Origin of the sequence: Streptomyces sp. NPDC088157 (assembly GCF_044741545.1) — a bacterium.
Classification (GTDB): Bacteria; Actinomycetota; Actinomycetes; order Streptomycetales; family Streptomycetaceae; genus Streptomyces.
This window is the reverse complement of record NZ_JBIUSU010000004.1, coordinates 79,451-104,607: the sequence shown is the minus strand read 5'-3', so window position 1 is coordinate 104,607 and position 25,157 is coordinate 79,451. Positions and strand designations below refer to the sequence as shown.

The 25,157-nt window shown below is 70.5% G+C and carries 24 protein-coding genes; 8 read left to right on the top strand and 16 right to left on the bottom strand.

The window, feature by feature from the left end:
* Positions 1-32 precede the first annotated feature (32 nt).
* The 11 genes from ACIPFH_RS16335 to ACIPFH_RS16285 form a co-directional block, all read right to left on the bottom strand.
* Positions 33-1,049, bottom strand: a complete 1,017-nt coding sequence (locus tag ACIPFH_RS16335; RefSeq protein WP_401827110.1) for an asparaginase — start codon at positions 1,047-1,049, stop codon at positions 33-35.
* Between the two features lie 44 nt (positions 1,050-1,093).
* The gene (locus tag ACIPFH_RS16330; RefSeq protein WP_401827107.1) at positions 1,094-2,533 is read right to left on the bottom strand and encodes an amino acid permease; all 1,440 of its coding nucleotides are present in this window, start codon (positions 2,531-2,533) and stop codon (positions 1,094-1,096) included.
* A complete protein-coding gene (locus ACIPFH_RS16325; protein WP_356264274.1) occupies positions 2,530-3,207 on the bottom strand; it encodes a FadR/GntR family transcriptional regulator in 678 nt (225 codons plus the stop codon). The genes ACIPFH_RS16330 and ACIPFH_RS16325 overlap by 4 nt, the downstream gene beginning before the upstream one ends.
* Positions 3,208-3,391: 184 nt before the next feature.
* A complete protein-coding gene (locus ACIPFH_RS16320; protein WP_401827106.1) occupies positions 3,392-4,228 on the bottom strand; it encodes an undecaprenyl-diphosphate phosphatase in 837 nt (278 codons plus the stop codon).
* Positions 4,229-4,359: 131 nt separating this feature from the next.
* On the bottom strand, positions 4,360-4,725 hold the full coding sequence (gene crcB / locus ACIPFH_RS16315; protein ID WP_401827103.1) for a fluoride efflux transporter CrcB: 366 nt from the start codon (positions 4,723-4,725) through the stop codon (positions 4,360-4,362).
* Between the two features lie 2 nt (positions 4,726-4,727).
* Positions 4,728-5,141: a DUF190 domain-containing protein gene (locus ACIPFH_RS16310; RefSeq protein ID WP_401827100.1), complete on the bottom strand. Its 414-nt coding sequence runs from the start codon at positions 5,139-5,141 to the stop codon at positions 4,728-4,730.
* Entirely contained in the window at positions 5,138-5,593 is a 456-nt protein-coding gene (gene crcB / locus ACIPFH_RS16305) for a fluoride efflux transporter CrcB (RefSeq protein WP_401827097.1), read from the bottom strand. The genes ACIPFH_RS16310 and crcB (ACIPFH_RS16305) overlap by 4 nt, the downstream gene beginning before the upstream one ends.
* A gap of 77 nt (positions 5,594-5,670) precedes the next feature.
* On the bottom strand, positions 5,671-6,639 hold the full coding sequence (locus ACIPFH_RS16300; protein ID WP_401827095.1) for an SMP-30/gluconolactonase/LRE family protein: 969 nt from the start codon (positions 6,637-6,639) through the stop codon (positions 5,671-5,673).
* Between the two features lie 135 nt (positions 6,640-6,774).
* Positions 6,775-7,062, bottom strand: coding sequence for an ArsR family transcriptional regulator (locus ACIPFH_RS16295; RefSeq protein WP_401827093.1), 288 nt, complete (start codon positions 7,060-7,062; stop codon positions 6,775-6,777).
* Between the two features lie 207 nt (positions 7,063-7,269).
* Positions 7,270-8,838, bottom strand: a complete 1,569-nt coding sequence (locus tag ACIPFH_RS16290; protein ID WP_401827092.1) for an arabinogalactan endo-beta-1,4-galactanase — start codon at positions 8,836-8,838, stop codon at positions 7,270-7,272.
* 105 nt (positions 8,839-8,943) lie between these two features.
* Positions 8,944-10,965 carry a beta-galactosidase gene (locus ACIPFH_RS16285; RefSeq protein WP_401827090.1) on the bottom strand — a complete coding sequence of 674 codons (2,022 nt, stop codon included), beginning with the start codon at positions 10,963-10,965 and terminating at the stop codon, positions 8,944-8,946.
* 229 nt (positions 10,966-11,194) lie between these two features.
* On the opposite strand from ACIPFH_RS16285, the gene ACIPFH_RS16280 reads away from it, so the two are divergent.
* The 6 genes from ACIPFH_RS16280 to ACIPFH_RS16255 all read left to right on the top strand — a co-directional run bounded on the left by ACIPFH_RS16280 (position 11,195) and on the right by ACIPFH_RS16255 (position 16,495).
* Positions 11,195-12,526: an ABC transporter substrate-binding protein gene (locus ACIPFH_RS16280; protein ID WP_401827087.1), complete on the top strand. Its 1,332-nt coding sequence runs from the start codon at positions 11,195-11,197 to the stop codon at positions 12,524-12,526.
* A complete protein-coding gene (locus ACIPFH_RS16275; protein WP_401827084.1) occupies positions 12,523-13,512 on the top strand; it encodes a carbohydrate ABC transporter permease in 990 nt (329 codons plus the stop codon). Before ACIPFH_RS16280 ends, ACIPFH_RS16275 begins: the two co-directional genes overlap by 4 nt.
* On the top strand, positions 13,509-14,414 hold the full coding sequence (locus ACIPFH_RS16270; protein WP_401827081.1) for a carbohydrate ABC transporter permease: 906 nt from the start codon (positions 13,509-13,511) through the stop codon (positions 14,412-14,414). The genes ACIPFH_RS16275 and ACIPFH_RS16270 overlap by 4 nt, the downstream gene beginning before the upstream one ends.
* Positions 14,411-15,445, top strand: coding sequence for a LacI family DNA-binding transcriptional regulator (locus ACIPFH_RS16265; RefSeq protein ID WP_401827079.1), 1,035 nt, complete (start codon positions 14,411-14,413; stop codon positions 15,443-15,445). Before ACIPFH_RS16270 ends, ACIPFH_RS16265 begins: the two co-directional genes overlap by 4 nt.
* Before the next feature lie 157 nt (positions 15,446-15,602).
* Entirely contained in the window at positions 15,603-15,953 is a 351-nt protein-coding gene (locus ACIPFH_RS16260) for a VOC family protein (protein WP_401827077.1), read from the top strand.
* Positions 15,954-16,108: 155 nt separating this feature from the next.
* Positions 16,109-16,495, top strand: a complete 387-nt coding sequence (locus ACIPFH_RS16255; protein WP_401827075.1) for a MarR family winged helix-turn-helix transcriptional regulator — start codon at positions 16,109-16,111, stop codon at positions 16,493-16,495.
* Between the two features lie 121 nt (positions 16,496-16,616).
* Here ACIPFH_RS16255 and ACIPFH_RS16250 read toward each other — a convergent pair whose 3' ends face one another.
* Together ACIPFH_RS16250 and ACIPFH_RS16245 are read right to left on the bottom strand one after the other, a co-directional pair.
* Positions 16,617-17,015, bottom strand: a complete 399-nt coding sequence (locus tag ACIPFH_RS16250; protein ID WP_359123175.1) for an SseB family protein — start codon at positions 17,013-17,015, stop codon at positions 16,617-16,619.
* Positions 17,016-17,476: 461 nt separating this feature from the next.
* Positions 17,477-18,181, bottom strand: a complete 705-nt coding sequence (locus tag ACIPFH_RS16245) for a MerR family transcriptional regulator (RefSeq protein ID WP_401827072.1) — start codon at positions 18,179-18,181, stop codon at positions 17,477-17,479.
* Positions 18,182-18,331: 150 nt separating this feature from the next.
* Here ACIPFH_RS16245 and ACIPFH_RS16240 point away from each other — a divergent pair, with 150 nt between their 5' ends.
* Positions 18,332-18,733, top strand: coding sequence for a DUF3291 domain-containing protein (locus tag ACIPFH_RS16240; protein ID WP_401827069.1), 402 nt, complete (start codon positions 18,332-18,334; stop codon positions 18,731-18,733).
* Positions 18,734-18,924: 191 nt separating this feature from the next.
* Positions 18,925-20,376, top strand: a complete 1,452-nt coding sequence (locus ACIPFH_RS16235; RefSeq protein ID WP_401827067.1) for a glyceraldehyde-3-phosphate dehydrogenase — start codon at positions 18,925-18,927, stop codon at positions 20,374-20,376.
* 134 nt (positions 20,377-20,510) lie between these two features.
* Here the strand turns inward: ACIPFH_RS16235 and gndA are convergent, their stop codons facing one another.
* The 3 genes from gndA to ACIPFH_RS16220 all read right to left on the bottom strand — a co-directional run bounded on the left by gndA (position 20,511) and on the right by ACIPFH_RS16220 (position 24,604).
* On the bottom strand, positions 20,511-21,950 hold the full coding sequence (gene gndA / locus ACIPFH_RS16230) for an NADP-dependent phosphogluconate dehydrogenase (RefSeq protein WP_356264726.1): 1,440 nt from the start codon (positions 21,948-21,950) through the stop codon (positions 20,511-20,513).
* Positions 21,951-22,182: 232 nt separating this feature from the next.
* On the bottom strand, positions 22,183-22,689 hold the full coding sequence (locus tag ACIPFH_RS16225; RefSeq protein WP_356264729.1) for a MarR family winged helix-turn-helix transcriptional regulator: 507 nt from the start codon (positions 22,687-22,689) through the stop codon (positions 22,183-22,185).
* Positions 22,690-22,981: 292 nt separating this feature from the next.
* Positions 22,982-24,604 (bottom strand): cellulase family glycosylhydrolase, encoded by a 1,623-nt coding sequence (locus tag ACIPFH_RS16220; RefSeq protein WP_401827063.1) that lies wholly within the window; start codon positions 24,602-24,604, stop codon positions 22,982-22,984.
* Positions 24,605-25,157 lie beyond the last annotated feature (553 nt).

Sequence of the window (25,157 nt, the reverse complement as noted above, 5' to 3'; positions counted from 1 at the left end):
GAGCGGTACGGCACCGGCGGCGGCCGGAGTCGTCAGGCGCAGGCCCGTACCGGGACCGGGTCCAGCGCGCGAGCCGGGCGGACGCAGCCGACCGGTTCGCCGCCGCCGAGGAGCGGTTCGCCCGCGAACTCGACGAGGAGTGCGGGGTCGACGCCGGCCCGGACGAGGGCTGCGGCGGTGACCGGGATCCGGGCGCGGTTCGCGCCGTCGGAGATCTTGACGGCGACGGCCCGGCCGTCCGGGAGCGCGGCGACCTCGACGCCCTCGAAGCCGTCCTTGGCGAGCAGGCCGGGGACGGCCCGCATCAGGGCGGCCACGTCCCGGCCGGAGCCGGAGGCCATCTCGGCGTGCTCGCGCATCGCGTCGGCCACCCGCGCCTCGGGGGTGCCGGGGGCGCAGGTGGTGACGCGGGCGGCGGCCCGGGCGAGGCCGTGCAGCGAGACGGAGAACAAGGGGGCGCCGCACCCGTCGACGGTGACCCGCGCGATCCGCTGCCCGGTGAGGTCCTCTACGATCTCGGCGATCGCCTGCTGGAGCGGGTGCGCCGGATCGAGGTAGCCGTCGAGTGACCAGCCGTTGAGCTTGCAGGTGTAGAGCATGGCCGCGTGCTTGCCGGAGCAGTTCTGGGCCAGACGGGAGGGCGCGCGGCCCTCACGTATCCAACCGTCGCGGACCACCGGGTCGTACGGCAGGTCCGTGACGTTGCGCAGGTCGTCCTCCGTGACGCCCGCCAGCTCGAGGATCCGCCGGGCCCCGGCGAGGTGGCGTTCCTCGCCCGAGTGGCTGGCGGCGGCGAGCGAGAGCAGCTCGCCGTCGAGCGGCAGCCCGGCCCGGACCATGGCGACTGCCTGGACGGGCTTCAGCGCCGAGCGGGGGTAGAACGCGGCCTCGACGTCACCGAGCTGGAGCTCCATCCCGCCGCCCGCGCCGAGGACGACGACGGAGCCGTAGTGGATGCCCTCGGTCACCCCGCCGCGGACGAGGTGGGCGACGGGTGCGTGGAGGGGTTCGCGGATCGCGGGGGCGTCGGCGAGGGAACTGCTGAACATCACTGCCTGTATCGGTGGTGGGTGGCCGGCGGCCGGCGACGGGGTCACGCGTCGGCCTTGGACGAGGTGCGGGCGAGGTTACGGCGGATGGCGTACCACCCGGCGACCAGCGCCGCGACGATCAGCGGCAGGCACAGCACGGTGGTGCGGCCCGCGCCGCCGTCGGCGTACATGAGGACCAGGACCGACACGAGGAAGAACAGCGTCACCAGTTCGGTCCAGGGAGAGCCCGGCAGCCGGTAGTCCGGGCGGGTCAGCTCGCCCTTCTGGGTCTTCTGCCAGAAGAGGAGGTGGCAGACCATGATCATGCCCCAGGTGGAGAGGATGCCGATCGCCGCGAAGTTCAGGACGATCTCGAAGGCGTCCGCCGGGACCACGAAGTTCAGGCCGACACCCAGGACACAGATACCGCTGGTGAGCAGGATCCCGCCGTACGGGACCTGGCTGCGGCTCATGACCGAGGTGAACTTCGGGGCGGAGCCGGACATCGCCATGGAGCGCAGGATGCGGCCGGTGGAGTACAGGCCGGAGTTGAGCGAGGACATGGCCGCGGTGAGGACGACGAGGTTCATCACCCCGCCCGCCGCCGGGATGCCGATGTTGGAGAGCACGGTCACGAAGGGGCTCTCGCCGGACGTGTACCTGTTCCACGGCAGCAGCATCGACAGCAGGACCACCGAGCCGACGTAGAACAGACCCACGCGCCACATGATCGAGTTGATCGCCTTCGGCATGATCTTCTCGGGGTTCTCGGTCTCACCGGCGGCGACGCCGACCAGTTCGACGGAGGCGTAGGCGAAGACGACGCCCTGGATGATCAGCAGCATGGGCAGCAGGCCGCTGGGGAAGATGCCGCCGTTGTCGGTGATGAGGGACGGGCCGGGGGTGGCGCCGTCCACCGGGTGCTGGGTGACCAGCAGGAAGATGCCGATGCACATGAAGATCACCAGCGCGCTGACCTTGACGATGGCGAACCAGAACTCCAGTTCGCCGAAGATCTTCACCGAGATCAGGTTCACGGTGAGGACCACGGCCAGGGCGATGAGCGCGATCACCCACTGGGGTATGTCGGAGAACATCCCCCAGTAGTGGGTGTAGGTGGCCACCGCGGTGATGTCGGCGATGCCGGTGGTGGCCCAGTTCAGGAAGTACATCCAGCCGGCCGTGTACGCGCCCTTCTCGCCCATGAACTCGCGGGCGTAGGACACGAAGGCGCCGGAGGACGGGCGGTACAGGACCAGTTCGCCGAGGGCGCGCACCACGAGGAAGGCGAAGATTCCGCAGACCGCGTAGGCGATGAAGAGGGAGGGTCCGGCGTCGGCGAGCCGGCCGCCGGCGCCGAGGAAGAGCCCGGTGCCGATGGCGCCGCCGATGGCGATCATGTTGACGTGGCGGGACTTCAGCGACTTGCTGTAGCCCTCGTCTCCGGCGTCCACGTGACGGGTCGAGGGGCGCGTCTCGTCTTTGAGGTGCTGGTCGCTCACGCCGCGGGTCCGCCTTCCAGGGGGGTGTCCGTGCGCGGGGCGCGCACGATGTCGGTGAGGGTCGTCTCGACGCGGTCGAGGTGGTGGCTCATGGCCTCCACCGCGTCGGGCTCCGAACCGTCGATCAGCGCCTCGACGATCGCCCGGTGCTCGCGGTTGGACTGCTCGCGCCGTCCGCCCAGCTCGTTGAGGAAGGCCGACTGACGCGCCAGTGCGTCCCGGATCTCCTCGATGACCCGGCGGAACACCGGGTTCTGGGCGGCCTCGGCGACGGCCAGGTGGAAGAGGGTGTCCATCGCGACCCACGCGGTGGTGTCCGTCTCCCGCTCCATGCGGTCGAGCAGATGCGCCAGGTGGTCCAGGTTCTCCGGGGTGCGGCGCAGGGCCGCGTACCCGGCGACCGGGACCTCGACGTGCCGGCGCACCTCGAGCAGGTCGCTGGCCGCGTAGTCGCCGAAGGTGGGGTCCTCGACGGTGTTCGCGATCACGAAGGTGCCCTTGCCGGTCTTGGCCACCGTCAGGCCCATCGTCTGGAGGGCCCGCAGGGCCTCCCGCAGGACAGGCCGGGAGACCTCGAGGGTGCGGCAGAGCTCGGCCTCGGAGGGAAGCTTGTCGCCGATGGCGTACTGGCCACGCTCGATGGCGCCGCGGAGGTGGGTGAGTACCGCTTCCATGGCGCTGACGCGCCGCGGCACCGAACCACCTGTCTGGCTGTCTGACAGGTTCACGGGAGTGATACTCCGGGTGACCGGCCGCCGCTGTCAAGGCGTGCCCTGAAACAAGAAATTCAGGGGGCGGAAAGCCTGAAAGGCGACTTCCCGCCCCCTGAGGGGGTTCCCTGGCAGGTCGCCGGGGTCGTCAGCTGTCGAGGACTCCGGTGGCCAGCAGCCCGAACAGCGCCACGCCGACGACGAGCCGGTAGATGACGAACGCGTTGAAGGAGTGCTTGGCGACGAACTTCAGCAGCCAGGCGATGGAGGCGTAGGCGACCACGAAGGACACGGCCGTGCCGACCGCCAGGGGCGCCGCCCCCGCCCCCGTGCCCAGGGCGTCCTTCAGCTCGTAGATTCCCGCGCCGGTCAGGGCGGGAATCCCGAGGAAGAACGACAGACGGGTGGCGGCCACCCGGTCCAGGTCGAGCATGAGCGCGGTGGACATGGTGGCGCCGGAGCGCGAGAAGCCGGGAAAGAGCAGCGCGAGGATCTGGGAACTTCCGACCAGCATCGCGTCCTTGAACGAGGTGTCGCCCTCGCCGCGCTTGTGCCGGCCCATCTGGTCGGCCGCCCACATCACTCCGCTGCCGACGATCAGCGAGCCCGCGACCACCCACAACGAGGCCAGCGGCCCCTCGATCAGCGGCTTGGCGGCGAGGCCGACGACGACGATCGGGATGGTCGCGTAGATCACCCACCAGGCGAACTTGTAGTCGTGGTCGTGACGCTCTTCACGGTTGCGCAGCCCCCGGAACCAGGCCGACACGATCCGCACGATGTCCTTGCGGAAGTACACGAGCACGGCGGCGATCGCCCCGACCTGGATGACGGCGGAGAACCCGACGACGGCGTCGTCGTCGACCGGGATGCCCATCAGCCCCTCGGTGATCTTCAGATGGCCGGTGGAGGAGACGGGGAGGAACTCGGTCACTCCCTCGACGGCTCCGAGGACGACGGCTTGGCCGACGGAGATGGCGCTCATGGAATCCAGTTCTGAGGAGACGAATGTGTCGACGGCGTCGTGGACGCACAGGGGTCGTGCACAGTCCTACCAGGCGCGGAACCGGGCCGGACCGCACACAGTCCTACCAGGCGTGAAGCCGGCCGGACCGGCTAAGGCCACACCGACTGGCCCACTGCCACCCCGGCGGACGCGGCCCCGAGACCCGCCACCACGCTCGCCACGGCGTTGGCGGCGGCGTACAGGCCCGCGCCGGTCTCGGTCAGCCGCAGCGTCTCGTACGAGAACGTCGAGTACGTGGTCAGTGCTCCGCAGAGGCCGGTCCCCAGGAACAAGCGCAGGTCGGGGCCGACGGCGGCGGCGCCGGTCAGGGCGCCGAGGATCAGACAGCCGGTGATGTTGACGACGAAGGTGCCCCAGGGGAAGAGCGAGTCGTGCCGGGACTGCACCGCGCGGTCGGTCAGGTAGCGGAGCGGGGCGCCGATCATGCCGCCGACGACGACCACCAGCCAGTTCACAACTACTTCTTACCCTTCATGTCCGAATCGCCCTGGTTCTCGGCCGCCTGTCTCCCGGCACGGTTCGCGGGCCGGTCTGCGCCGCGGCCGACGTACCGGATGACCTCGCAGGGGTCGAGGATCACCATGCCCTCGTCGACCAGTTCGTCGAGCTCGGGCAGGAAGGCCCGCACCCGCTCCTCGGTGTCCACGACGACGATCGCGACCGGAAGGTCCTCGCTGAGGGAGAGCAGCCGGGAGGTGTGGATCAGCGAGGACGCGCCGAAGCCCTCGATGCCGCGGAAGACGCTGGCGCCCGCCAGACCGGCCGCGTGGGCGCGGTGCACGATCTCCGTGTAGAGGGGCTTGCGGTGCCAGGTGTCGTTCTCGCCGACGAAGACGGTCAGCCGCAGGGCGCTGCCGGTCAGCCTTGTCATCGCTGCCTCCACAGGAGAACGCGGCGGGTCGCCGTGGCCGCCAGCCACACCGCGAGAAGCGCCGCGAACAGGGTCGCGGCGAGATAGGCCAGGGCCGCGCCGGGACGGCCCGCGCCGAACAGCTGCCGGATGTCGACGGCGTACGTCGAGAAGGTGGTGAAACCGCCCAGCACACCGGTGCCGAAGAAGGGCCGTACCAGCCGGTGGACGGTCACCGCCTCGGTGATCAGCACCAGGAAGACACCGATCACCGCGCAGCCGGCGACGTTCACCCAGAACGTCGTCCAGGGGAATCCGCCGGCCTGCGTGGGCCACCGCAGCGAGGCCGCGTAACGGGCGGCGGCACCGACGGCGCCGCCGACGGCAACGACGGCGACCACCGGGAGCTGCCCCGTCCCGATGGTCCCGCGTGCGACGCCGGCGCGCAGGCCCTCGGCCTCCGGAGCTGTCATGGCGTAGGTCTCCTGCCCGGGCCGGGATCGCCCACCTCGCCGGAGTGATCACGACCGGGCACCAGCGTAACGCCGTCTCACTTGGTCAGGGGTGCCTCACAGACCGCGATGCCCCGCTCCCAGAGGCTGCCCAGGACCAGCCGGCCGCCGGTCTCGCAGACGCTGGTGACCATGCGGAACCCCGAGCGGCGGTGGGTGAGGTGGTGGACGATCCGGCCGTCGTCGTCGACCGCGAGGACCCCCGCGGTGCCCGACGGGCGGAACGGCGCGTTCCTGGCGAGGCGGGCGGCGCGGCGGCGCACGGCGGGGCCGGCCCGGTGCAGGAGGTCGAGCGGGGGGACGCGCGGGCCGGCCAGTGCCACCCAGACCGGGCCGTCGGGCGCGCCGCGCCACATGTTGTCCGGGAAACCCGGGAGGTGCTCGACGAGGGGCTCGGCGTGTCCGGCCCGGGGGCCGGTGAGCCGGAAGCGGGTCAGGCGGCGGGCGCCGGTCTCGGCGACGATCAGGAAGGAGTCGTCGGCGCCGCGCGCCAGGCCGTTGGCGAACTGGAGTCCCTCCAGGACGACTTCGGCCTCGCGGGCACCGGGGTCCAGGCGCAGCAGGCGTCCTGAGCCGGTGTGTTCGACGAGGTCGCCCATCCAGTCCGCCAGGGGATGGACCTGGCTGGAGACGGTGAAGTAGACGGTGCCGTCGGGCAGGGCCACGACGTTGCTGCAGAAGCGCAGCCGCTCCCCCGCCACCGACTCGGTCAGGACGCAGACGTTTCCGGTGCCGCCGTCGGGATCCACGCGCAGCAGCGCGCCGTCGGCGCAGCACACCAACAGGTCGCCGTCCGGGAGGAGTTCGAGGCCGAGTGGCCGGCCGCCGATCTCGGCGACGTGCTCGACGCGAACCGCGGGCGGGTCGTCCAGACCGTCGACACGCAGGATCCGCCCGTCCGACACCCCGGTCAGTACCCGCCCTCTGGGGTCGGCGACGACGTCCTCGGGGCCGTGCCCGGGGAGTGTGATGTACCTGAGGGGGACCAGAGGCGTCCGACGGTCCATAGGGGCCCGCCCTTCCTGGAGGAGGCGGCCATCCTCGCAGGCGGGCACGGGGTCGGCAGGTCGTGCCCGTGGTCCTTTGCCGGGGCTTTCCGCGGGCCGGTCTCTCCGTCCCCTACCGTCCCTCGCCGAAGGCGCCTACCACCCCTTCTCGAACATCCGCGCCACTTCGGCGATGCGCATCTCGTCGCGCCGGTAGTAGGTGCGGCGCCCGATCCGCTTGGCGCGCAGCAGGCCGATGCCGGCGAGGAGGGTGAGGTGGGTGTTCGCCACCCGGCGGCACACGCCGAGTTTCTCCGCGACGAGGTCCACCGTGACGCCGTCCTCGACGAGGTCGCCGCGCCGCTGCGGCGGAAAGTGCCGGCCCGGCTCCTTCAGCCACTCCAGGATGTCCAGTCGCCTCTCACTCACGGGAGTCGTCAGCATCGTCGTCCCCTCTGTCCCGTCGGTCGGGGCTCCCTCGTATCGCGTCTCCCCACTCTTCCGCAGTCCAGGCCGCCGTGTCCCGAACTCCGCGAGCCTTGGCCAGGATCCAACGCCCTTGCCGCACAGGACTGTTCGGACGCGCGGCCGGAAGCGGACAGGGGCCCGGCCGCGAGATGCGGCCGGGCCCCAGCTTCGGGAGCCGGTGGATCAGCGGTGGCCGAACCACGACATGGAGGACAGCGCCCTGTCGTCGTAGCCGAACAGGGCCTGGTTCTCCCAGCCGTTGCCGGACGCGGCGTCGGTCGGGTCCCAGCCGTTGCCGGTGACGGCGGTCCAGGTGGACTCCCAGTAGAAGACGCCGAGCCCGCGGCCGTTCGGGACGGCCTCCACGATGCTCGCCACGTCCTTCATCCACCGGGTCTGCCCGGTGACGGAGGCCGGATAGCCGGACACCAGCTCGCTCGGGAGGTCGATGATGTTCTCGTGCGAGTCCTCACTGTCCAGCCGGAAGGGATACGCCGTCTCGGCGACGTAGACCGGCTTGGAGTAGCGGGAGGCCGCGTCGTCGAGGGTGGTCTGGAAGTCGGCGAGGCTGCCGTGCCAGTACCCGTAGTAGGACAGGCCGATGACGTCGAACTTCACACCGTTGGAGACGGCGCTGTCGAACCACCAGCGGGTGCCGGCCAGGTCTCCGCCCTTGGCGAGGTGCAGGGCCACGCTCGTACCGGAGTTGACCGCCTTGACCGCGGCGTAGCCGGAGTTGAGGAGTCCGGCCAGCTGCGACCAGTTGTCGGTCGAGCCGGCGGACCACAGCATGCCGCCGTTGATCTCGTTGCCGACCTGCACCATGTCCGCGGTGGTGCCCTGGGCCTTGAGGGCGTTGAGGACGTCGTAGGTGTGGTTGTAGACGTCCGTCTTCAACTGGCTGTAGGAGTGTCCGGCCCATGCGGAGGGCACGGTCTGTGCGCCCGGGTCGGCCCAGATGTCCGAGTAGTGGAAGTCCACCAGGAGCTTCATGCCCTGCGCCTTGACGCGCTTGGCCGCCGCCAGGACCCGCGCCTTGTTGTTGTAGCCGTCGGCGGGGTTCACCCAGACCTTCACGCGCGCGTAGTTCTGTCCGGCGTTCTTGAGGACGGCGAGCGCGTCCTGGGTGGTGCCGGAGCTGTTCTTGTAGACGCCGCCGAGGGCTTCGCTCTTGATGAGCGACGACACGTCCGAGCCCTTGACGGACAGGCCCGTGGAGCCCGCCGCAAAGGTCAGGTCGTCGACGTTGATCCAGTTCCCGGCGTTGGCGTCGGAGTTGATGCTGATGGTGCACTGGTTGTTCGTCACCACGACGGAGGTGACGATGCGGATCCAGCCGCTGGAGGAGACCGGGATGTCGGTGCGCTGCTCGGCGCTGCCGCAGTTCTTCAACGCGAGGTACGCGGAGTTCTGGCCGCCTCCGGAGCGCACCCAGGCGGTGAGCTTGTAGGTGCCGTTGGTGAGCCCGGACAGGTACTGGTACGTCTCGACCTTGTAGGCGGCGGCCGAGTAGTGCGAGAGGCGGTAACTGCCGCCGTGGCCACCGGACTCCGTGAAGGAGGCGGAGTTCTGTCCGCCGGCCGAGTAGGTCGACCAGCCGGCCGGGGTCGCGGTGCCGGCTGCGCCGGTCTCGAAGCCGCCGTTGGTGAGCGTGGTGGCCGCCCGCGCGGTCTGCGCGGGCAGGGCCGTGAGGGCGAGCCCGGCGGCGAGCGGCAGCAGCAGGGCCCTGAGAGTGCGTCTGGGATGGAACATCGTCGTCCGTCGTCCCTTCGACGTGATGGGGGTGGGGTTCCCTCGTGAGGCGAGGGACCCCCTCCGCCCGCGGCTCGCGGCTCCACGGGCGAAGGGGGAGTCGGCTCAGCCGTCGAGTCGCACGACCCGTACGGCTCCCGCCGGGACCGCGAGGCGGCCGGCGGCACGTTCGCCCGTCAGCAGTTCGGTGCCGGGCGTCTCCAGCGGCACCTTGGCGTCGGTGGCGGTGTGGTTGATCGCGAAGAGGTAGCTGCCCGTCCCGCCGGTGCGGCGCACGACCTCGACGTCGTGGGGCAGTTCGGCGCGCGGGGCGATCGCCGCGTCCTCGGCGGCCCGGCCCAGCAGCGCGTCCAGACCCTCGTGGCCCAGGCGGGTCGAGACGTACCAGGCGGTGCCCTCGCCGAGCCGGTGCCGGGTGACGGCGGGGTGACCCTCGGTGAGGCCGTCGGCGTAGGTCCAGACGGTCTCGGCGCCGCGCGGCACCACGAACTCCGTCCACACGTCGCCGGCGAGCTCGGAGCCGTCCGGGCCGGTGACGCGCACGCTCTCGCCCTGGAGCAGCGGCGAGAACTCCTCGACGGTCAGGCCCAGTACGTCGCGGAGCGCGCCGGGGTAGGCACCCTCGTGGACGGCGTCGTGCTCGTCGACGATGCCGGAGAAGTACGACACGACGAGGGTGCCGCCGTTCTCGACGTAACTCCTGAGGTTGTTCCCGGCCGCCTCCGTCATCAGGTACAGGGCGGGCACCACGACCAGCGGGTACGCGGACAGGTCGGCCTCGGGGTGGGCGAAGTCGACGGTGAGGTGGCGGTCGTAGAGGGCCTCGTAGAAGGCGTCGGCGCGCTCACGCGGGTCGGCGTCCTCGCTGGGCCGCCAGGCGAGGTTCTGCGCCCACCAGGAGTGCCAGTCCCACAGGACGGCCACGTCTGCCTCGGTGCGGGTGCCGCGGATCGCGCCGAGCGAGTCGAGGGAGGCGCCGAGTTCGACGACCTCGCGCCACACGCGGGTGTCCGTGCCGCCGTGCGGGACCATCGCCGAGTGGAACTTCTCGGCGCCGCGCCGGGACTGCCGCCACTGGAAGAACATGGCGCCCTCGGAGCCGCGGGCCACGTGTCCGAGGGAGTTGCGGGCCATCTGGCCGGGCGCCTTGGCGGGGTTGCGGGGCTGCCAGTTGACGCCCGAGGTGGAGTGCTCCAGCAGGATCCACGGGGCGCCGCCGGCGACGGAGCGGGTGAGGTCGGCGGCCATCGCGAGGTTGACGTGGGTACGGCGGCCGTCGGTGATCAGGTAGTGGTCGTTGGTGACGAGGTCGACCTCACGGCCCCAGGCCCAGTAGTCGACCGAGTCGCACTGGCTGAGGGCGGTCATGAAGTTGGTCGTCACGGGGACGCCGGGCGCGAGGCGGTGCAGGATGTCGCGCTCCGCGCGGAAGTTCTCGCGCATGGTGGCGTCGGCGAACCGCTTGTAGTCCAGGGCCTGCCCCGGGTTGCCGACGGTCGGCGTGGCGCGCGGCGGGTTGACGTCCTCGAAGCTCGCGTAGCGCTGGCCCCAGAAGGCGGTGCCCCAGGCGTCGTTGACCGCGTCGACGGTGCCGTACGTCATCTCCAGCCAGCGGCGGAAGTGGGCGGCGCAGGAATCGCAGTAGCAGGCGGAGACGGGGACGCCGTACTCGTTGTGCACGTGCCACATCGCCAGCGCCGGGTGGTCGCCGTAGCGCTCGGCGAGGCGCGTGGTGATGTTCGCCGCGGCCGCGCGGTAGTCCGCGTTGCTGTGGCATATCGCGCCGCGGGAACCGAACTCGTGGCGGACGCCCTCGGGGGTCATGGGCAGCGCGTCGGGATGGTCGCGGTAGAACCAGACCGGCGGCGCCACGGTGGGTGTGCCCAGGTCGACGCGGATGCCGTTGTCGTGCAGCAGGCCGATGACGCGGTCCAGCCAGCCGAAGTCGTACTCCCCGGGCGCGGGCTCCAGCAGGGCCCAGGAGAAGATCCCGACGCTCACCATGGTGACGCCGGCCTCCCGCATCAGCCGGACGTCGTCCTGCCAGACGCTTTCCGGCCACTGCTCGGGGTTGTAGTCCCCACCGAAGGCAAGCCTGGTGAGGCCCCTGGGGCTGGTCTCCGGCATTGGATGTCTCCCGTTTAGTCGATCATTTGGGAACGTGCACACACGTCGGCGTCGTTCGGAGCCCAACATAACCGCACAGCAACAACCATTGACAAGTGTCCGGGATGTTTCTCTACTGTGAACGCTCACAGAGAGCATGGCGGGTTTTCGCGACGGGCGGGGACTCGGCTCATGTGATCGCATGACAGGTTTTCGCACCGGGCGAGAACCCAGGTCAGGGGAGAGATCCATGCCCAACACGAAGCGTCGGCGGCTCTTTGTCAGAGGTGCAGCCTCCACCATCGCCGTCGCCCTCGGCGCCACCGCACTCGCCGCCTGCGGCTCGTCCGACGAGGACAGCGGCGCCGAGTCCGGTCCGGTCTCGCTCACGTACTGGACGTGGACGCCCGGCATGGACAAGGTCGTGGACCTGTGGAACAAGGGCCAGGGCAAGAAGGACCGGATCACGGTCACGGTGAAGAAGCAGGCGTCCGGCGACACGCTGGTCACCAAGATCCTCACCGCGCACAAGGCCGGCAAGGCCCCCGACCTGGTCCAGGCCGAGTACCAGGCACTGCCGACGCTGGTCAGCAATGACGCGCTGGCGGACATAGCGAAGAACGTCGGCGACGCGAAGAGCAAGTTCGCCGAGGGTGTCTGGCAGCAGACGACGCTGGGCACGGACGCCGTCTACGCGGTCCCGCAGGACATCGGCCCGATGATGTTCTACTACCGCGCGGACCTCTTCAAGAAGTACGGGCTGACGGTCCCGGCCACCTGGGAGCAGTTCGCGCATACCGCCCGCGCGCTGAAGAAGAAGGCCCCGGACACCGACCTGACCACGTTCTCCGCCAACGACTCCGGCCTCTTCGCCGGCCTCGCCCAGCAGGCGGGCGCCAAGTGGTGGACCACCTCCGGCGACAAGTGGAAGGTCGGCATCGACGACGCGGCCACCAAGAAGGTCGCCGACTTCTGGGGCGGCCTCGTCAAGGAGGGCGCCGTCGACAACCAGCCGATGTACACGCCGGCCTGGAACAAGGCGCTCAACACCGGCAAGCAGATCGCCTGGGTCTCCGCCGTGTGGGCCCCGGGCACCCTGACCACCGCCGCGCCCGACACCAAGGGCAAGTGGGCCATGGCCCCGCTCCCCCAGTGGTCGAACAGCGAGAACGTCACCGGCAGCTGGGGCGGGTCCTCCACCGGCGTGACGACGGACTCCAAGCACAAGGAGGCCGCCGCCGAGTTCGCCGCCTGGTTGAACACCGACGGCGAGGCCCTCAACGCGCTCGCCAAGGAGAGCGGCATCTACCCGGCCTCCACGTCCGCCCAGCTCAGCGGCGCCTTCACCACCCCGCCGGACTACTTCTCGAACCAGGCCGACTTCTACACCACGGCCGCCGAGATCGCGAAGACCACGGCGCCGTCGGCCTGGGGCCCGAACGTGAACGTCGCCTACACGACCTTCAAGGACGCGTTCGGCGCCGCCGCGAAGGACAAGTCGGACTTCTCCGCCGCCCTGGAAAAGATGCAGGCGGACACCGTCGCCGACATGAAGAAGCAGGGCTTCGAGGTCTCCGAGTGACCACCGCACACCGCCGGAGGTCGTACGGGGTCAAGGGGGCCCCGTACGCCCACCCGTCTCCCACCACCACCCTCGAACGAGCGCGAAGCGCCCCCTACTTCTTCCTCCTCCCCGCGACGATCCTCTTCGCCCTGTTCTTCGCGCTGCCCATCGGGTACGCGGTGTGGCTCAGCTTCCGCAAGGTGCACGTCTCGGGCCTCGGCCTCGGCTCGGGTGCGCGCAAGGAGGTCTGGGCCGGGGTGGAGAACTACACCGACGCCTTCACCGACAGCGAGCTGCTCGACGGCGCGCTGCGCGTCCTCGGCTACGGCTGCATCGTCGTCCCGGTGATGCTGGGCCTGGCGCTGCTGTTCGCGTTGATGCTCGACTCCGACAAGGTACGGCTCACCCCGTTCACCCGGCTCGCGATCTTCCTGCCGTACGCCATCCCCGGCGTGGTGGCGGCGCTGCTGTGGGGCTTCCTGTACCTGCCGGACGTCAGCCCGTTCTACTTCGTCCTGGACAAACTGGGCATGCCGCAGCCGGACCTGCTGGACGGCGGTCCGCTGTACCTCGCCCTGTCGAACATCGCGGTCTGGGGCGGCACCGGCTTCAACATGATCGTCATCTACACCTCGTTGCAGGCCATCCCGGCCGAGGTCTACGAGGCGGCGAAGCTGGACGGCGCCACCCCGACGCAGATCGCGCTGAGGATCAAGATCCCGATGGTGGCGCCCTCGCTGGTGCTGACCTTCTTCTTCTCGATCATCGCCACGCTCCAGGTGTTCAACGAGCCGACCACCCTCAAGCCGCTCACCAACTCCGTGTCCACGACGTGGAGTCCGCTGATGAAGGTGTACCGGGACGCGTTCGGCACCGGTGACATCTATCAGGCGGCCGCCGAGGCCGTGATCATCGCTTTCGCCACGCTGGTGCTGTCCTTCGGCTTCCTGCGGGCCGCGAACCGACGGAACAAGCGGGACGTCAGTCATGGAGGGGCACGATGAGTTCTCTTGCCGTTCGGAAGGCCCCCTCCGCGGCCGGTGCCACCGACGCGTCCCGGAACCGTCCGCCGCTGCGCGGCCGGATCGCACTGGTCCCGACGGTCGGACTGCTACTGGGCGCCCTGTACTGCCTGCTTCCGGTGGCCTGGGTGGTGATCGCCTCCACCAAGTCCGGCAGTGAGCTGTTCTCCACGTTCACCTTCCTGCCGGGCAGCGGCTTCACGGACAACGTCCACGACCTCAACGCCTACCGCGACGGCATCTACTGGCAGTGGATGACCAACTCCGCCCTGTACGCCGTGCTCGGCGCGCTGCTGTCGACGTGCGTGTCGGCGTTCAGCGGCTACGCGCTGGCGACGTACCGCTTCCGGGGCCGCGAGACGATGTTCAACGTCCTGCTCGCGGGCGTGCTGATGCCACCGATCATCCTCGCCATCCCCCAGTACCTGCTGATGGCGAAGGCGGACCTCACGGACTCCTACTGGTCCGTACTGCTGCCGCAGATCCTCTCCCCCTACGGCGTCTACCTCTCGCGCATCTACGCGGCCGCTGCCGTGCCGAGCGACGTGGTGGAGGCCGGCCGGATGGACGGGGCGGGCGAGTGGCGGATCTTCACCAGGGTCGCGCTGCCGATGATGGTGCCCGGCATGGTGACGGTGTTCCTGTTCCAGTTCGTGGCGATCTGGAACAACTTCCTGCTGCCGTACATCATGCTCAGCGACGACGAGAAGTTCCCGATCACGCTCGGCCTCTTCACCCTCCTCGAACAGGGCGCCAACACCCCCGCGCTCTACACGCTGGTGATCACCGGCGCGTTCCTCGCGGTGATCCCGCTGGTGGCGCTGTTCCTGGTCATTCAGCGGTTCTGGAGCCTGGATCTGCTGTCCGGAGCCGTAAAGTCATGACCATGAACAATGGTGCGGGGGGCCGGCGCAGACCGCCGACCATCCACGACGTGGCGCGGGAGGCAGGAGTCTCGCGAGGCACCGTCTCGCGTGTGCTCAACGGCGGCCACTACGTCAGCCCTGCCGCGGCCGAGGCGGTCAACGCCGCCATCCGCAGGACGGGATACGTCGTGAACCGGCACGCCCGTTCCCTGATCACCGGCCGTTCCGACTCGGTGGGCTTTCTGCTGACGGAGCCTCAGGAGAGGTTCTTCGAGGACCCCAACTTCAATGTCCTGCTGCGTGGTTGTACGCAGGCGCTGGCCGCGCACGACATCCCCCTCCTGCTGATGCTGGCCGGCACCGAGGACGAGCGACGGCGCATCACCCGGTACATCACCGCCGGTCACGTCGACGGGGTGCTGCTGGTCTCCAGCCACTCCGGGGACCCGATCGCCACGGAGCTGCGCGAGGCGGGCGTGCCGCTGGTGGCGTGCGGCAAGCCGATCGGGATCGGGTCCAAGGTGAGTTACGTGGCCGCCGACGACCGGGACGGCGCCCGGGACATGGTGCGCCATCTGCTGGCACAGGGCCGTCGGCGCGTCGGCGTGGTCACCGGCCCGCTGGACACCCCCGGCGGTGTGGAGCGGCTCGCCGGGTACCGGGAGGTGCTCGGCGAGGCGGGCGTCGACTACGACGAGCGGATCGTCGTCTCCGGTGACTACAGCCGGGCCAGCGGTGAGGCGGGCGCCGAGCGGCTGCTGACGCAGGCCCCGGACCTCGACGCGGTGTTCGTCGCGTCCGACCTGATGGCGCAGGGCGTGCTGACGGCGCTGCACCGGGCGGGCCGGCGGGTACCGGAGGACGTCGCGGTCGGCGGCTTCGACGACTCCCCGGCGGCGACCGCGGTCAGCCCCTCCCTCACCACGATCCGTCAGCCCTGGGACCGGATCAGCAGCGAGATGGTCCGGGTGCTGCTCGCCCAGATAGGGGGCGAGGATCCGGCGGCGGTGATCCTGCCGACGGAGCTGGTGAAGCGGGACTCGACGTAGCGGGAGTCGACGCAGCGGGAGTGGACGCAGCGGGTGGGCGGTGAGTGCGCCGAACCGGTCAGGATCGGAGAAGCCTTCCGCGGCTGTCCCGCCTAGCGTGAGAAGTGCGGGAACACGGACATGTTCTCGCGCACCGCACGTCACCGAGGAGGACGCCATGGCCGCCGGCCTGCAGACGATCATCTACCCCGTCAAGGACCTCGACCGGGCGAAGGCCCTGTTCAGCGCGCTGCTGGGGGTCGAGCCGTACGCCGACGAGCCCTACTACGTCGGCTACAAGGCCGCCGGGCAGGACATCGGCCTCGACCCGAACGGTCACGCCAAGGGCATGACCGGACCGGTTCCGTACTGGCATGTCACGGACCTGCGCGAGAAGCTCGCGGCGCTGGTGGCGGCGGGGGCCGAGCTGCTCCAGGACGCGCAGGACGTCGGCGGCGGCCGGCTGATCGCGTTCGTGAAGGACGCGGACGGCAACCTGGTCGGGCTGCTCCAGGATCCGGCCGCCTGAGGTTCCTTGAGGTCCTTGAGGTCCTTGAGGTCCTTGAGTTGAGACCCTGCCCTTGAGGTCCTTGAGGCCCTGAACCCCCGAAGCCCTCCGCAACTGCTTGCGTCCGCACTAGTTGCACACTCAACGAATTGCTGTTTCGGTGTTACCGTGCAGGTATGGCAGCGAAGACGGCCGAGGCGGGCCTCGAGGAGCGGTGGCGGGACATCCTGTCGGTGCACGCGCGCACGATGTGCGAGATCGATCGCGCGCTGCATCCGTACGGCCTCGGCGCGAGCGACTTCGAAGTGCTCGACATCCTCGCCTCCGAGGCGCCCCGGGCGGGCGACCAGTGCCGGGTGCAGAACCTCGCCGGACGGGTGCACCTGAGCCAGAGCGCGCTGTCCCGCCTCATCGGCCGTCTGGAGAAGGAAGGCCTGGTGGAGCGCTCCGTCTGCATGGAGGACCGGCGCGGGGTGTGGGTCGCCCTCACCGGCAAGGGCCGCGACCTGCACACCGCGGTACGGCCGCTCCAGCGGGCGGTGCTCGAACGGATGCTGGCCTAGGGTCTGTCGTTCGGTGCCAGGGCTCGCGAGCCCGGCCTGATCCAGACGAGAGGCCCCAGTCCTGGGCCGCCCGGCTCCCCCGGCGCGCGGGGGAGCCCGGTCCGGGTGAGGGCCCCGTGCTTCAGCGGGCGAGCAGGGTACGGACACCTTCCGCGGTCAGGGTCAGCGGATGGTCGCCGGCCGCGTCGATGGAGAGGGACAGCTCGCCGGTCGGCCACTGGGCCGCCAGCGCGCCGAGGGGCACGAGGCGGTAGCGGTCGACCTCCGGCAGCAGGTCCGCCATCTCCGGTTCGGAGGTGAACACCGGCACCACCGGCGCACCCCCGGGCTGCTCGAGGACGGGCAGCGCGACCGTGGCCGGGTTGGTGATGTCCTCGTCGATGGCGTCCTCGGGCACGGGCACGAGCACGTCGCAGTGGGCGAGCGTGTCCAGTGCCGCGATGTCCTCGGTGTCCCGGGCCAGCGCGTCCAGCGCCAGCGCGGCGGGGTTGTCGGTGCGGTCGTGAGCGGGTGTCTCCATGACGAACTCCCTGGTAGTGGCGGTCCGGCCTCGCGTACCCGACCAGGCAGGGATCAACCACCCGGCGCCGGACGAGGGGACCTGGGGTCTGGCGGCGCTTCCGCTACGTCCGCAGCGGCTCGGCGCCGGTCGTCACACGGACGAGGGGCCGGCACAGGTCCATGACGTGCAGCTCTTGGCGTGCGAGCCGTCGTCCGCGCCCGCGAACCGGAGCGGTCCGGGCGCCGGGGTCCGTCGTCGTCGGCCCGCGGGGGCGGGTGTTCCCCAGGCGCAGCCCCACCCGCCAGGCGCAGCACTACCCGCCCGGCACAACCCCACCGCCAAGCAGAACCGCACCCGCCCGGCGCAGCCCCACCGCCAAGCACAACCGCACCCGCCTGGCGCACCCCACCGCCAGGCCCAGCCCGACCCGCCAGACCCAGCCCCACCGCCAGACCCAGCCCCACCCACCAGGCGCACCACTACCCGCCAGGCTCCACGTGATCAGCATCGTCCGCGTGATCCACGTGATCCCCGTGATCCGCAAGGTCCCCGTGATCCGCGGGGCGGCGGCCGGGGTACCGGCGGGCCGACTCGTTCTCCTGGGCCATGCGCCGGAGCGCCATCAGCGCGGGCTCCAGGAGGACGGTCAGCAGCAGCGCGCGTTCGGCCGCCTCCAACGGGTCGGTGAGGCCGTCGAGTTGGTCGAGGTCGAGGGTGGCGGTGCGCTCGGCGAGGTGTGCGTACGGCAGCAGCGTGCGCCGGTCCAGGGGGACGCCGAGGGAGCGCAGCGAGGACAAAGTTTCGGCGAGGGTGGCCCGGGCTGGCGCCGACTCGTGCACGTCCCAGCCCAACTCGGCGACCAGTTCCGCCACTTCGGCCGTCTCCGGGGCTTCCTCGGCGGGCTCCTCGCCCACCCGGAGCGAGCCGAGGGCGAGGCCCAGCATGCGGTGGGTGTCGCCGGTGTGCTCCGCGAGGGCGGCCAGCACCTCGCGGGTGGTGCCGACGGACAGCCCCCGCACTCCGGTCAGCGCGCGGACCAGCCGCAGCCGGCGCAGATGCCGGTCGTCGTACTCGGCCTGGGTCGCCGCCGTCTGCCGGCCGGGCTGGAGGAGGCCCTCGCGAAGGTAGTACTTGATCGTCGTCACGGAGACCCCGCTGCGGCGGCTGAGTTCGGAGATGCGCATGCGGTTCGGCTCCGGTTCCTGCGGTTCGGCTTCGGTTGTGCTCGGCGGATTCGGTTCGGCTCTGCCCTTGAAAACTGGATACCTCTACTGTCTAACATAGATAGTAGAGGTATCCAATATCCGTTCGTAGCCGGAGAGAAGGCATCAGCCATGCCCACCTTGCGCTGGACCACCGTCGACACCCCCGCCCCGGACGCCGAGGCGTTCGTCATGGCCTCCCGGCTGGAGGTGCGCTCGCTCAAGGACGTGCCCCGCTTCTTCGCGCAGTCGCTGACCGCCTGGAAGCAGGTCTGCGGCGCGCCGGGCGCCTACGGGGCCTCACTGATCGCCCAGCCGCTGAAGCGCACCTTCTGGACGTTGTCCGCCTGGGAGGACAAGGCCGCCCTGTACGCGTACGCGCGGACCGAACCGCACAAGTCGATCATGACCGGGCTGCGTCCCGCGACGAAGGCCTCTGTCTTCACGTTCTGGGAGGTCCCGGTGGCCGACCTGCCCATCGACTGGACGGACGCCCGACGCCGGCTCGCCGACCAGGACCGGGCCGGCGCCTGAGTCCTCACTCACGCCGGAGCCTTCGCGACCCGGCACGCCGTTCCGACCCGAACAGCCCTCGTAAACCTGCGAGTTGAAGGCCTCCGGCCATCTCGACCAAGGAACGTGCGCAACCGAGCGCGAGCCCGCTTGAATGATCGAATGGCCGGAGGGTTAGCATATGAGCGCCACCTAGCTCGAAAGATAGGCCCGTGACGCTCAACGACGATTCGTTCACCAACTGGAAGAACCGCGAGGAGATCGCGGAGTCGATGATCCCGATGATCGGGAAGCTGCACCGCGAGCGGGACGTGACGGTCCTGCTGCACAGCCGCTCCCTGGTGAACAAGTCGGTGGTCAGCATTCTCAAGACCCACCGGTTCGCCCGCCAGATCGCGGGCGAGGAGCTCTCGGTCACCGAGACGCTGCCGTTCCTCGAGGCCCTCACCGCGCTCGACCTGGGCCCGTCCCAGATCGACATCGGCATGCTCGCCGCGACCTACCGGTCCGACGACCGGGGCCTGTCGGTGGCGGAGTTCACCGCCGAGGCCGTGGCCGGCGCCACGGACGCGAACAAGATCGACCGGCGTGAGCCGCGCGATGTCGTCCTGTACGGATTCGGCCGCATCGGTCGCCTCGTCGCCCGGCTGCTCATCGAGAAGTCCGGGTCCGGCAACGGCCTGCGACTGCGCGCCATCGTCGTGCGCGGCGGCGGCCGTCCCGCCGACGACCTGGTCAAGCGGGCGTCCCTGCTGCGCCGCGACTCCGTGCACGGCCAGTTCCAGGGCACGATCACGGTCGACGAGGCCAACAGCAAGATCATCGCCAACGGCAACGAGATCACGGTGATCTACGCCGACGACCCGAGCCAGGTCGACTACACCGAGTACGGCGTCCGCAACGCCATCCTCATCGACAACACCGGCAAGTGGCGCGACCGCGAGGGCCTCTCCGAGCACCTGCGGCCGGGCATCGACAAGGTCGTGCTGACCGCGCCCGGCAAGGGCGACGTGCCGAACATCGTGCACGGCGTCAACCACGACACGATCAAGCCGGACGAGCAGATCCTGTCCTGCGCTTCCTGCACCACCAACGCGATCGTCCCCCCGCTGAAGGCGATGGCCGACGAGTACGGCGTGCTGCGCGGCCACGTGGAGACCGTCCACTCGTTCACCAACGACCAGAACCTGCTGGACAACTACCACAAGGCGGACCGTCGCGGGCGTTCGGCGCCGCTGAACATGGTCATCACCGAGACCGGCGCCGCCTCCGCCGTCGCGAAGGCGCTGCCCGACCTCAAGGCGCCGATCACCGGCAGCTCGATCCGGGTGCCGGTGCCGGACGTCTCGATCGCGATCCTCAGCCTGCGGCTGGGCCGGGAGACGAACCGCGAGGAGGTCCTCGAGTACCTCCGCGAAGTCTCACTGACCTCGCCGCTCAAGCGCCAGATCGACTTCACCACGGCGCCGGACGCGGTGTCCATGGACTTCATCGGCTCGCGCCACTCGTCGATCATCGATGCCGGGGCCACCAAGGTCGACGGCGACAACGCGATCCTCTACCTCTGGTACGACAACGAGTTCGGCTACTCCTGCCAGGTCGTCCGCGTCGTCCAGCACGTCTCCGGGGTGGAGTACCCGACGTACCCGGCGACGGGCGTCTGACGCGGCCGCGCCGACACGGACCGGCGGTCGATCGGTCGACCGACCGATCGATCGATCGCCCCGGAGCGGGGCACTCGCCGAGTGCCCCGCTCCGCTCCGTACGCGTCTGCGAGAACGGGCGAGCGCGCGATGCCTCAGGCCGAGGTCTCCGGCCGGCCGGCTTCGGCCCAGTGGGTGTGGAAGGCGCCGGGCCGGTCGGTGCGCTGGTAGGTGTGGGCGCCGAAGTAGTCGCGCTGCCCCTGCAGGAGCGCGGCGGGCAGGCGGTCGGCGCGCAGGGTGTCGTAGTGGGCGAGCGCGGCCGAGAAGGCGGGCACCGGGATGCCACGGCGGGCGGCGGAGGCCACGGTCTCCCGCCAGGGCACCTGCGCGTCCGTGATCTCCATGGCGAACTCCATCTCGCCGAGCAGGCTGACCAGGTCCGGGTCGGCGGCGTACGCGGCGCGGATGCGGTCGAGGAACGAGGCACGGATGATGCAGCCGCCACGCCAGATCCGGGCGACCGCACCGAGGTCGATCTTCCAGCCGAACTCGCCGGCCGCGTCCTGGATCATCTTCCAGCCCTGGTCGTAGGCGACGACCTTCGAGGCGTACAGGGCGTGCTCGACCTGCGAGGTGAAGCGGGTGGCCTCGGTACGGCTGAGCGGGGGCGTGGTGCCGCCGGGGAGTCCGGCGTAGGCGGCGCGCAGTGCGCTCTGGCCCGAGGCGGCGCGGGCGAAGGTGGCCTGGGCGATCGCGGTGACCGGAGAGCCCAGGTCGAGGGCGGTCTGGACGGTCCAGCGGCCGGTGCCCTTCTGACCGGCGGCGTCGGCGACGATGTCGACGAACGCCCGGCCGGTGAGGGCGTCGGTGTGAGCGAGGACCTCGGCGGTGATCTCGATGAGGTAGGAGCCGAGCCGGCCCTCGTTCCAGGTGCGGAAGACGTCGGCGATCTCCGCCGGGGTGTAGCCGGCGACCTGGCGCAGCAGGTCGTACGCCTCGGCGATGAGCTGCATGTCGGCGTACTCGATGCCGTTGTGCACCATCTTCACGAAGTGCCCGGCGCCGTCGGTGCCGATGTGCGTGGCACAGGGCTCGCCGTCGACCTTCGCGCTGATGGACTCGAACATGGGGCCGAGGACGTCGTACGACTCGGTCGAGCCGCCGACCATGACGGCCGGCCCGTTCAGCGCGCCCTCCTCGCCGCCCGAGACGCCGGCGCCGACGAAGTGGATGCCGCGCTCACGCAGGGCCTCCTCGCGGCGGCGGGTGTCGGCGTAGTGGGCGTTGCCACCATCGATGATCATGTCGCCGCGCTCCAGGAGCGGGGCGAACTCGTCGATGACCGCGTCGGTGACCGCGCCCGCCTGCACCATGATCATCAGCCGGCGGGGGCGTTCGAGCGCGGCCACGAAGTCCGCGGCCGACTCGGCGGGAACGAAGGCGCCCTCGTGGCCGAACTCCTCGACGAGCGCGCGGGTGCGACCGGCGGAACGGTTGTGGACGGCGACGGTGTAGCCGTTGCGGGCGAAGTTGCGCGCGAGGTTGCGGCCCATCACGCCGAGGCCGGTGACGCCGATGGCGGCGGTTGCGTTCACGAGGTACGTCCCTAGGATCGGTGGCGTGGTCGGAGGGGCGGGCGGCCCCCCGGTACCCCCAGGTACGGACCGTCGGCCGGTTCTTCTCGATCCGCCACCGATTCGCCATCGATTCGCCATCGGTCCGGCATCGATTCCTTGATCCGATCAGCGAGGGGACGAGCTGGATCAGCCGGCCGAACCACCCGGACCACCCGGACCGCCGGCCCGTGCGCCCGGGTCGTCCGATCCGCTACCGGCGTCGCCAGGGCAGCGCCGCGGGGTCGGCCTCGGTGCTCTCGGCCCGCACCAGTGCCGCGCTGATGGCCTCGCCGATGTCCCCGAACTGACGCACCTGCTCGGGCGTGAGGGCGTCGAACACCGCTCGGCGTACGGCCTCCACGTGCCCCGGAGCGACCTCTTCCAGCAGGGACCTGCCCTGGTCGGTGAGGAAGGCGAGCTGGCCCCGGCCGTCGGCGGGGTCCTCCCGGCGGTCCACGAGACCGACTTCGCGCAGCCGGTTCACCGCGTGGGTGAGCCGACTGCGCGTGATCTTGAGACGCTGGGCGAGCTCGGACATGCCGAGGGTGCCCTCGGGGACCATGGAGAGGTAGGCCAGGAGGCTGTAGTCGGCGTGCGTCATACCCGCGTCGCGGCGCAGCTGCCGGTTGAGATGGTCGGCGAGCAGGGTGGAGAAGTCGACGTAGGCCAGCCAGGCTCGTCGTTCGTCGGCGTTGAGCCAGCGGGGCGTCGTGGACATGGCCACACCCTACGGGGGTGTGCCGCACGGCGCCCCGGGGTCTCGACGGTGCCGCGGCGGGGCGGTCGGCCCGAGGCGGTCGGCCCGAAGCGGTCGGCCCGAAGCGGTCAGCCCGAAGCGGTCAGCCCGAAGCGGTCAGCCCGAAGCGGTCGGCCTCTTCCGGCGGACCGTTTTCCCGCTCGAGGACCGCGATCGAGGACCGCGATCGGCCGCCGCGGCCGGTTCCGGTACGGAGCACCGGCCGGTCGGCGGAGGTACGGACTTCCTCCGCCGACCGGCGGGGCGGGCGCGGTCAGGTGGTGGCGCAGGCACCGCCGTTGAGCGTGAACGCGGTCGGTACGGTGTTGGTCGTGCCCTTGCTGCCGATGAACCCGACGGTGACCGAACCACCGGCGGGGATGGTGGACGTGTACGAGGCCGGCGCGACGCTCACCGAGCCGCCGCTCTGGGTGGCGGTCCCGCCCCACATGTTGGTGACGGTCTGACCGTCGGCGAAGGCGAAGCCCAGCTTCCAGCCGCTGATGGCGGCGGTGCCGGTGTTGCGGAGGGTGATCTCGCCCTGGAAGCCGCCCGGCCACTCCCCCACCACTCGGTAGCCGACGGAACAGGCCACGGCGGGTGCGCTGCCGGTGGTGACGTTCACCGTGGCGGAACGGGCGGAGCGGTTCCCGGCGGCGTCGCGGGCGTAGACGGCGAAGCTGTACGCGGTGTTGGCGCCGAGGCCGGTCACGGTGGCGGTGTTGGTGGTCGAGGCGGCGACACCGGTCTCGGTGGTGCCGCTGACCCGTACGACGTCATAACCGGAGACGCCGACGTTGTCCGTGGCGGCCGTCCAGGTGAGGGTCGTGGAAGTGGCCGTCACCGCGGAGGCGGTCGGGGTGCCCGGGGTGGTCGGGGCCTGGGTGTCGCCCGGGGTGCCGCCGCCGAAGACCGTGGCCTCCCTGGCGGTCTGCGCGATGCCGTTGACGCCGTTGAAGATGCGCCGTCCCCATGAACTGAGTTGCGTGGGGTCGAAGTTGACGGTCAGGTCCAGGATCGGGTCGGTGTTTCCGCTCCATGACCAGGCGAGGTAGCCGAGGTTCAGCTGCTGGGCCGCGGCCATCATGGTGTCCTCGTCGGGATCGCCCCACTGGTCCGCAGGACCGCCGAACTCGCCTATGAGCAGCGGGAGTCCGGCGTCGACGAAGGCGTTCAGGTAGTCGGTGATCTCCGCCGCGGTGTCGAAGACGCTGTACATGTGGATCGAGAAGATCAGATTGCCGGTGGTGTCGGCGGAATAGACGGACCGGGCGTTGGCGCGCATGACGCCCTGCCAGTCCTGTCCCCAGTTGGGCGCGTCCACCATGAGCGTGTGCTCGAATCCGGCGTTGCGCAGCTTCTTGACCGCGGCGATGGTGGGAGCGGTCCAGCCCGCCGGATCGGTGTTGCCCCAGGGCTCGTTGCCGATGTTGACGATGATGTAGTTCTCCTGGCCGGCGAGCACGTCCTTCAGGCCGATCCAGTAGTCGGCCGCCTGGTCGAGCGTGCCGGCGGCGGTGTCCTCGCCGTAGCCGGTGGTGTCGTGCACCTCCAGCACGCAGATGAGCCGGTTGGCCTTGCACTGGGCGACGACGGTCGCCACGTCCGACGCGCTGTTGGCGCTCCAGCGGTGGCCGTCGGCGAGAACGACGCGCACCGCGTTGGCGCCCATCGCCTTGATGTCGGCGAGGGACTGCTGGGTCCTGCCCGGGTACCAGGTGTGGGCGTGGTTGACGCCGCGCATGACGAAGTCGTTCCCGTTGCCCTCGACCAGACGGCCGTCACTGATGTGCAGGCCGGTGGCGAGGGCGTCGGGCGCCTCGGTCCGGGCCTGGGCGGCGGCCGGGCAGACGGCACCGACGAGGACCAGGCCGAGGAGCGCCGCGAGTCCGGTCAACAGCCTGCGCAGGGGGTGCGCCCGTGAGGTGCCTGCGGTGCGGCTCCGTGCCGTGCCGCTTTCCGCGCTGCGTGCCGTGTTGGCTTCCGCGCTGCGTGCCGTGTCGCCTTCCGGGCTCTCAGCCGTGCTGCTTTCCGCGTTCCTTGTCGTGCTCCTTGCTCTTCTCACTGCGACTCCAGAAGTGAGGCCGGGAAACTGGGGCGGCCAAGGGGTGGGGGGATGGTGCTGGCGTGTGGGAGCGCTCCCATGAAGCCACTGTGCCAAGTACACGTCAAGCCCTCGCGCATGGTCCCCCACTGCCGTGACCGGTCGGCGGCCCACCGGAGGTCGGGGGGCGCGTCGGTGGCGTCGAACCGGCCCGACGGTTTGCGGACGATGTCCGCACGCCCTGGCGCGGGGCCGCCGCCCCCGGGGTGTCCACCTCCCCGCTCCCCAGAGGAGGCCGGGATCAGGCGCGCCGGGATCAGGCGCGCCTGCCGACGGCACCCCCGAGGCCGCCCTTGACACGTGGCCCGAGGCGTCCCCCAGGAGAGCCGGCCTCTTGTGGACCGCG